This window comes from Streptomyces sp. NPDC054932 (genome assembly GCF_053610205.1).
On the sequence record NZ_JBSGXU010000288.1, the window covers coordinates 1 to 7,452 of the forward strand.

The 7,452-nt window shown below is 71.5% G+C and carries 4 protein-coding genes; 1 reads left to right on the top strand and 3 read right to left on the bottom strand.

Annotation, left to right across the window (positions count from 1 at the left end):
* Positions 1-51: 51 nt before the first annotated feature.
* The 3 genes from ACWGE1_RS38865 to ACWGE1_RS38875 form a co-directional block, all read right to left on the bottom strand.
* On the bottom strand, positions 52-5,016 hold the full coding sequence (locus ACWGE1_RS38865; RefSeq protein WP_453425189.1) for an NAD-glutamate dehydrogenase: 4,965 nt from the start codon (positions 5,014-5,016) through the stop codon (positions 52-54).
* Positions 5,017-5,383: 367 nt separating this feature from the next.
* Complete coding sequence (locus tag ACWGE1_RS38870) at positions 5,384-6,076, bottom strand: HAD family hydrolase (RefSeq protein ID WP_453425190.1); 693 nt, start codon at positions 6,074-6,076, stop codon at positions 5,384-5,386.
* Positions 6,073-6,573: a DUF6912 family protein gene (locus tag ACWGE1_RS38875; protein WP_453425191.1), complete on the bottom strand. Its 501-nt coding sequence runs from the start codon at positions 6,571-6,573 to the stop codon at positions 6,073-6,075. Before ACWGE1_RS38875 ends, ACWGE1_RS38870 begins: the two co-directional genes overlap by 4 nt.
* 303 nt (positions 6,574-6,876) lie before the next feature.
* On the opposite strand from ACWGE1_RS38875, the gene ACWGE1_RS38880 reads away from it, so the two are divergent.
* On the top strand, positions 6,877-7,326 hold the full coding sequence (locus ACWGE1_RS38880) for an Rv3235 family protein (protein ID WP_453425192.1): 450 nt from the start codon (positions 6,877-6,879) through the stop codon (positions 7,324-7,326).
* The last annotated feature ends 126 nt before the right edge of the window (positions 7,327-7,452 follow it).

The window sequence follows — 7,452 nt, forward strand, 5'->3', positions numbered from 1 at the left end:
GGCCCGGGACCAAGAGGTCCCGGGCCCGGCCCGTTCGGTACAACCCCGCGATCAGCTGTGCGCGCGCAGCAGCGACCGCATCGTCCGCATCGCCACCGACAGGTTCGCCAGGTCGAAGTCGTCCGACCCCTGGATCTCGTCCAGGGTCGTCCGGGCCCGCCCGATGATCGCCGCGTTCTTCTCCTCCCACGCCTTGAAGCGCTCCTCGGGAGTCGAGGTGCCGTTGCCCACCGACAGCACATCGGCGGTCAGGGCCGCGTGCGCCGCGAACAGGTCCTCGCGGATCGAGGCGCGGGCCATCGACTGCCAGCGGTCGGACCGCGGCAGCTCGATGATCCGGTCCATCAGCTGGGTGATGGCCAGACGGTCGGCGAGGTCGTAGTACACCTCGGCGACCTCCAGCGGGTCCGCGCCGGTGCGGTCCGCGATCGCGACGATGTCGAGCGCCGGGAAGGCGGACGAGAAGCCGGCCACCTTGGCGGCCAGTTCCTCCGGGACGCCCTCACCCGTCAGCTCGTCCATGATCGACTGGTACCACTCCAGGTCGGCGCCGCGCACCAGCTTCGGCAGCTCGGCCCAGACCTGACCCACGCGCTCCTCGAAGAAGGCGATGGTCTCGGTGATCTGGAGCGGCTGCGGCCGGTTGTTCAGCAGCCAGCGGGTACCGCGCTCGACCAGGCGCCGCGAGTGCAGCCGCACCCGGGTCTGGACATCGGCGGCGACCTTGTTGTCGAGCGCCTCCACCGCGTCCCACACGTCGGCCAGGCCGAAGATCTCGCGGGCCGCGAGCTGCGCCCGCACGATCTCCTCCGTGGAGGCCCCGCTCTCCTCGCGCAGACGGTGCAGGAAGGTCGAACCACCGGTGTTGACGGTGTCGTTCACCAGGATCGTGGTGATGATCTCCCGGCGCAGCGCGTGCGCGTCGATCTGCTCCGTGAGCCTGTCGGCCAGAGCGGCCGGGAAGTACGCGAAGAGCAGGCGGCGCAGGTACGGGTCGTCCGGCAGCTCGGTGGCGATGAGCTCGTCCGCCACCGTGATCTTGGTGTAGGCGAACAGCACGGCCAGCTCCGGCTGGGTCAGACCCTTGCCGCTGCCCAGCAGCTCGCGGATCTGCCGGTCGGTGGGCAGGAACTCCAGCGCCCGGTCCAGCAGCCCGTCGCGCTCCAGCCGGCGCATGTAGCGCTGCTGGGCGTGGAGCAGGCTCGGGGCCTGCGCCGCGCCGTTGGCCAGGGCGGTGTTCTGCGCGTAGTTGTTGCGCAGCACCAGACGGCCGACCTCGTCGGTCATCTGGGCGAGCAGCTTGTTGCGCTGCTTGACGGTCATGTCGCCGTCCGTGACGACCGCGTTGAGCAGGATCTTGATGTTCACCTCGTGGTCGGAGGTGTCCACGCCCGCGCTGTTGTCGATGGCGTCGGTGTTGACCTTGCCGCCCTCGCCGCCTGCGCCGCTGCGGGCGAACTCGATCCGGCCGAGCTGGGTCAGGCCCAGGTTGCCGCCCTCGCCGATGACCTTGGCCCGCACGTCGGAGCCGTTGACGCGGATGGCGTCGTTGGCCTTGTCGCCGACGTCCGCGTGCGTCTCGGCCGTGGCCTTGACGTACGTACCGATGCCGCCGTTCCACAGCAGGTCCACCGGGGACTGCAGGATCGCCTTCATCAGGTCGGCCGGGGTCATCTTGGTGACGCCCGCCTCGATGCCGAGGGCCTCGCGGACCTGCGCGGTGATCGGGACGGCCTTCGCGGAACGCGGGTGGATGCCACCGCCCGACGAGATCAGCGAGGTGTCGTAGTCGGCCCACGAGGAGCGCGGCAGCTCGAACAGGCGCCGGCGCTCGGCGTACGAGGCGGCCGCGTCCGGGTTCGGGTCGATGAAGATGTGCCGGTGGTCGAAGGCGGCGACCAGGCGGATGTGCTCGGAGAGCAGCATGCCGTTGCCGAACACGTCGCCGGACATGTCGCCGACGCCGACGACGGTGAAGTCCTCGGTCTGGGTGTCGTGGCCGAGCTCGCGGAAGTGCCGCTTGACGGACTCCCACGCGCCGCGGGCGGTGATGCCCATGCCCTTGTGGTCGTAGCCCGCCGAGCCGCCCGAGGCGAAGGCGTCGCCGAGCCAGAAGCCGTAGGACTCGGCCACTCCGTTGGCGATGTCGGAGAAGGTCGCGGTGCCCTTGTCGGCGGCGACGACGAGGTAGGTGTCGTCCTCGTCGTGGCGGACCACGCCCTTGGGGGGCACGACCTCGCCGGCGACCATGTTGTCGGTGATGTCGAGCAGCGCCGAGATGAAGATCTTGTACGAGGCGATGCCCTCGGCGAGCCAGGCGTCCCGGTCCACCGACGGGTCGGGGAGGTTCTTGGCGACGAAGCCGCCCTTGGCGCCGACCGGCACGATCACGGTGTTCTTGACCATCTGCGCCTTGACCAGGCCGAGGATCTCCGTACGGAAGTCCTCGCGGCGGTCGGACCAGCGCAGGCCGCCTCGGGCGACCTTGCCGAAGCGCAGGTGGACGCCCTCGACGCGCGGGGAGTACACCCAGATCTCGTAGGCCGGACGCGGGGCCGGCAGGTCCGGGATGGCCTGCGGGTCGAACTTCATCGACACGTAGGAGTGCTGCTCGCCCACGCCGTTGAGCTGGAAGAAGTTCGTGCGCAGCGTGGCCTTGATGAGGGTGAGGAAGGCCCGCAGGATGCGGTCCTCGTCGAGCGAGGCGACCTGGTCCAGGGCCCCGTCGAGCTCCTCCAGCATGGCGTCCACGAGCTCGCTGCCGGCCGTCTGGCGCACGGGCGCCATCCGGGCCTCGAAGAGCGAGACCAGCAGCCGGGTGGTGTGGACGTTGTTGCGGAGGGTGTCCTCCATGTAGTCCTGGCTGAAGGTGGAGCCGGCCTGGCGCAGGTACTTGGCGTACGCGCGCAGGACGACGGCCTGCCGCCAGGTGAGCCCGGCGCTCAGCACCAGGGCGTTGAAGTTGTCGTTCTCCGCGTCGCCCTGCCAGACCGCGGCGAAGGCGTCCTGGAAGCGCTCGCGGGCGTCGTCGCCGAGGTAGTTGTCCCCGTTGCCGGAGACGGGCATCCGCAGACCGAAGTCGTAGATCCAGGCGCTGACCCGGTCGGAGCGGCGCAGCTCGTACGGGCGCTCGTCGGTGACCTCGACGCCCAGGCGCTGCAGCACCGGCAGGACCGCGGAGAGCGAGACCTGGTCGCCGGTGCGGAAGATCTTGAACCGGCGCTCGCCGGGGCCCGCGCCGACGGGCTCGTACAGCGAGAGCGCGAACTGGCGGTCGCTGGCGGCGAGCCGCTCCAGGTGGACGAGGTCGGCGACGGCCGCGCGCGGCGAGTGGTCGGCCTTGTAGCCCTCGCTGAAGGAGGTGCCGTAGCGGCGCAGCAGCTCGGCGGCGCGCTCCTCGCCGCATTCGGCGATCAGCGCTTCCTGGAAGCCGTCGGACCAGGAGCGGGCGGCCTCGACGAGACGGCCCTCGATGCGCTCGACGTCGTTGTCGGTCAGGGCGGGCAGCTCGGTGCCCTGCGGGACGCGGACGACGAAGTGGATGCGGGAGAGGATCGACTCGGTGTTCCACGCGGTGAAGTCGACGCTGATGCCGCCGAGCTCCTCGCGGAGGATGTCCATGAGGCGCAGCCGCACGCCGGTGGTGAACCGGTCGCGGGGCAGGTAGACCAGCGCCGAGTAGTAGCGGCCGTACTCGTCCTGGCGCAGGTAGAGCCGCAGCCGGCGGCGTTCCTGGAGGTACAGGACGGAGGTGACGATGGCCTGGAGCTGGTCGACCGGGGTCTGGAACAGCTCGTCGCGCGGGTACGTCTCCAGGATCTGCAGCAGATCGCGGCCGTCGTGGCTGCTCGGCGCGAAGCCGGCCCCGTCGAGGACCTCGACGACCTTGCGGCGGATGACCGGCACGCGGCGCACGGACTCGGTGTACGCGGCCGAGGAGAACAGGCCGAGGAAGCGGCGCTCGCCGACGACGTTGCCGTCGGCGTCGAACTTCTTGACGCCCACGTAGTCGAGGTACGAGGGGCGGTGCACGGTGGAGCGGCTGTTGGCCTTGGTCAGCACCAGCAGGCGGTGCTCGCGGGCCTTGGCGCGGGCGTCGGCCGGCAGCCGGTTGAAGGACGGCGAGACCGGGTGGCCGTCGTCCTTGCCGCTGTGGTGCGGGTCGGAGCGCAGGATGCCGAGGCCGGTGCCGGGCACGGCGGCCAGGGAGTCCCCGTCGACGAGGTTGTACTCGCGGTAGCCGAGGAAGGTGAAGTGGTCGTCGGCGAGCCAGCGCAGCAGCTCACGGGCCTCTTCGAGCTCGTACTCGCGCAGGTCGGGGGCGGTGTGCTCCTCGGGCAGGCCCTCGGCGATGCGCAGCGCGGCGTCGCGCATCTTCTCCCAGTCCTCGACGGACTCCCGTACGTCGGACAGGACGCGCAGCAGGTCGGCGTTGATCTGCTTGAGGTCGGCGCGGTCGGTCTCGCGGTCGATCTCGACGTGGATCCAGGACTCGACCAGGGAGTCGTGGGGGCGCGCCGTGCGGGGCCCGTGGGCGTCGCAGTCGGGGCCGAGGATCTCGATCAGCTTGCCGGTGACGTCACGGCGGACGACGACCTGCGGGTGGATCACGACGTGGATGCCGCGGCCCTGGCGGGACAGCTCGTTCGTCACGGAGTCCACGAGGAAGGGCATGTCGTCGGTGACCACCTCGACGACGGAGTGGCTGGAGGTCCAGCCGTTCTCCTCCACCGTGGGGGTGTGCACGCGCACGTTCGCGGTGCCCTGCGGCCGGTTCTCGGCGAGCCGGTAGTGCGAGAGCGCGGCTCCGAATACATCGACCGGGTCCCGGTCCGCGAGGTCCTCGGGCGCCGTGTGCAGGTAGTAGCGCTGGAGATAGGAGAGAACCGTGTCCTGGTCCGGACGCTCTCCCCGCTCGGACCCAGTCGGAAGTAGCCCCCCGGCCGGGCTGTGCTCAGCTACCCGGGCCGCCCGTGCGAGCAGCTCGGCCTTTGCTTCGTCCAGCTTGGTCTGCATGTCCTCTGGCTCCTGTCGCGCGCCATTGCGTGACGTAGGTGAAGGAAGGAATGACATAGCGCCGCGAGGCGGGGTGTCCGTTCGGGATCGACGCTATGCCGTCGAGAGAGCCGACCGGGAGGGAATGAGCCATGATCGGCCAGCGGTCCCGGGGGCGGGGATCAGCGAAGGCCCGGGCACGGTCGTGCGCCGGGCGCAGGCCGGAGGCTCCAGTGCCCCCGATGACTATCGCGCTGATCACGGGTACAAGGCTATCCCGACCTACCCCCAGGACGTCATTCGCTGCATCTGTACAAATCTTGGGGTAGAAGTTTGACACTCTGGCCAGCGACGTGACCGGCCGTCCGTGCAGGGGTCCGTCCCGTCGCTATCCGGCCAGCTCACGAGCTGTGAGTACGGCCTCCGCCAGGCTGTCCACGACCGGTACACCGGCTGATTCCAGACTGCTGCGGCTGTGCGAACCGCCCGTGTAGAGAACCGCCCGGGCGCCCACGTGGGCGGCGGCGAGGGCGTCGTCCACGGCGTCTCCGATGAGGACCGTACGGTCTGCCGTCACACCCGTCCCGTCCAGGGCGGCCAGGTGGCGTACGAGGTGTCCCGCCTTGGAGGTGTGTGAGGGGCCGATCCGCCCGTCGACGCGCAGGAAGTGCTGGTCGATGCCGTGGGCGCGGACCAGGGGGACGAGCTTGTCGTGGGGCGCGAGGGACAGCAGGGACTGGGTGAGCCCGTCCCGCTGCCAGTCCCGGAGCAGCTCGCGCGCGCCGGCGGCCAGCCCGGCGTCCTCGGCGGCGGCCCAGTAGTGGCGGTGGAAGGTGTCGTCCATGACCACCCACTCCTCCTCGGTGGGCAGCCGTCCCATGAGGCGCTCGTAGAACTTCGGCACCGGTACGACGTACAGGTCGCGGTAGGTCTCCAGGGTGATCGGCGCGAAGCCGAGCTCGGCGAAGGAGGCGTTGGTCGCGACTATGACGGCGTCGATGTCGTGGAGGAGCGTCCCGTTCCAGTCCCAGACGATGTGGTTCGGGTGCACCGGGGCGGTCGTACCGTTCGTGTCGGTCACTTCAGCAGCCCCGGAATCTCCTGCACGCCGAACCACAGCAGCTCGTGGTCCTCGGCCCCGTCGACGACGAACTGCGCGTCCGCGTCCCCGCCGTCGGCGGCGTCGAGGGACCGCACGGCGGCGGCCACGTCCTCGTCGGCGTCATCGGCGTCCACGTGCACGGCCGCCGCCACGGCGAGCCGTACGGCGGCGGCGAGGGTCACCTGGCCGAGGGCGGCCTCGTCGACCCCGGGGGTGGCGGTGGCGGCCTTGTCGTCGACGTCGAGGGCGACCACGACGCGCCGGCGCGGGGCGCTCGTGTCCGCGGCGACCAGCCGCAGGGAGGCGAGCGCGGCCCGGTTCAGGGCCGCGTACTCCAGCTCCTCGATGTCGTCCGACACGTACCACTCGCGGAGCCCGGGGGTGACGGCGTACGCCCGCAGCGGGGCGGGGCCCAGCTCACCCGCCTTGTGCACCTCGGCGAGCCCGGGGAGGGTCAGGGGGACGTACACGCGCATGGCCGGCTGCTTTCGGTAGTCGGAAACGCACCCAGGATACGACTCGGAGGGGGCCGGCCGGGTGATGGACTCCGTCCCCCTTCGGGGCGCCGGATCGGGGGCCGACCCCGTCCACCCCGGTCCCCGGACGCGCGCCCGCCGGGGCCCGGGAGCGGCCGCCGCCCATCCGGATAGGTGAACCGGGCCGGTGGCCGGGCGGGCCGCGGGTGTGGTTTGCGGGGCGGGTGCGGCGGCCGTAGAAGATCCCCATCAAGTTACCGCCCGGTATGGCTCCGGGCCCGGCCTGTTCGGGGGCAGATCGCGATGGACACCACGACGCGCGGCACGATGATCGGCAGTGACGGCGGCCGCCGCAGGCCCGCGGGCCGGACCCGGACCCGCCCGGCGGGGCGCCGCGACCCGCGGCGCCCCGCAGGCCCCCCGCGCACCCTGCGGCTCGGCCCGCACCACTGGTTCGCCGAACACCTCCTCGCGGTGGTCAGCGGCCTGCGCCCGGTCCACTCGCTGCTCGGCCACACCATCGGCCCCGCCTACCAGCAGCTGGTCACCCTGGCCCCCACGGACCCCCTCCGCGACCGCCTGCGCCCGGTGGTCCGCCAGTGCGGCCGCTTCACCCCCGGCCCGGGAGTCATCGAAGCCTTCGCCCGCATCGCCACGGGCGACCGCCTGACGGCCATGGCCTTCCGCCTCGAACAGGGCCCGGACCTCCGCTGGCGCTGCGCGGCGGTGGAGATCCAGGGCCCCCGCCCGTAACTCAGCCCCGCCGCGATCCTTCGGCCTCGCCGGCGTTCGAGGCGCGGGGTCCGGGGCGGAGCCCCAGCAGCGGCGCCGCACCCGCACACGACGCGGCCGGGGCCGGACACCCACGGTGTCCGGCCC

Coding starts and splice junctions, on each gene's coding strand:
- ACWGE1_RS38865 (WP_453425189.1), bottom strand. CDS start 5,016: ATGCAGACCAAGCTGGACGAAGCAAAGGCCGAGCTGCTCGCACGGGCG.
- ACWGE1_RS38875 (WP_453425191.1), bottom strand. CDS start 6,573: ATGCGCGTGTACGTCCCCCTGACCCTCCCCGGGCTCGCCGAGGTGCAC.
- ACWGE1_RS38880 (WP_453425192.1), top strand. CDS start 6,877: ATGGACACCACGACGCGCGGCACGATGATCGGCAGTGACGGCGGCCGC.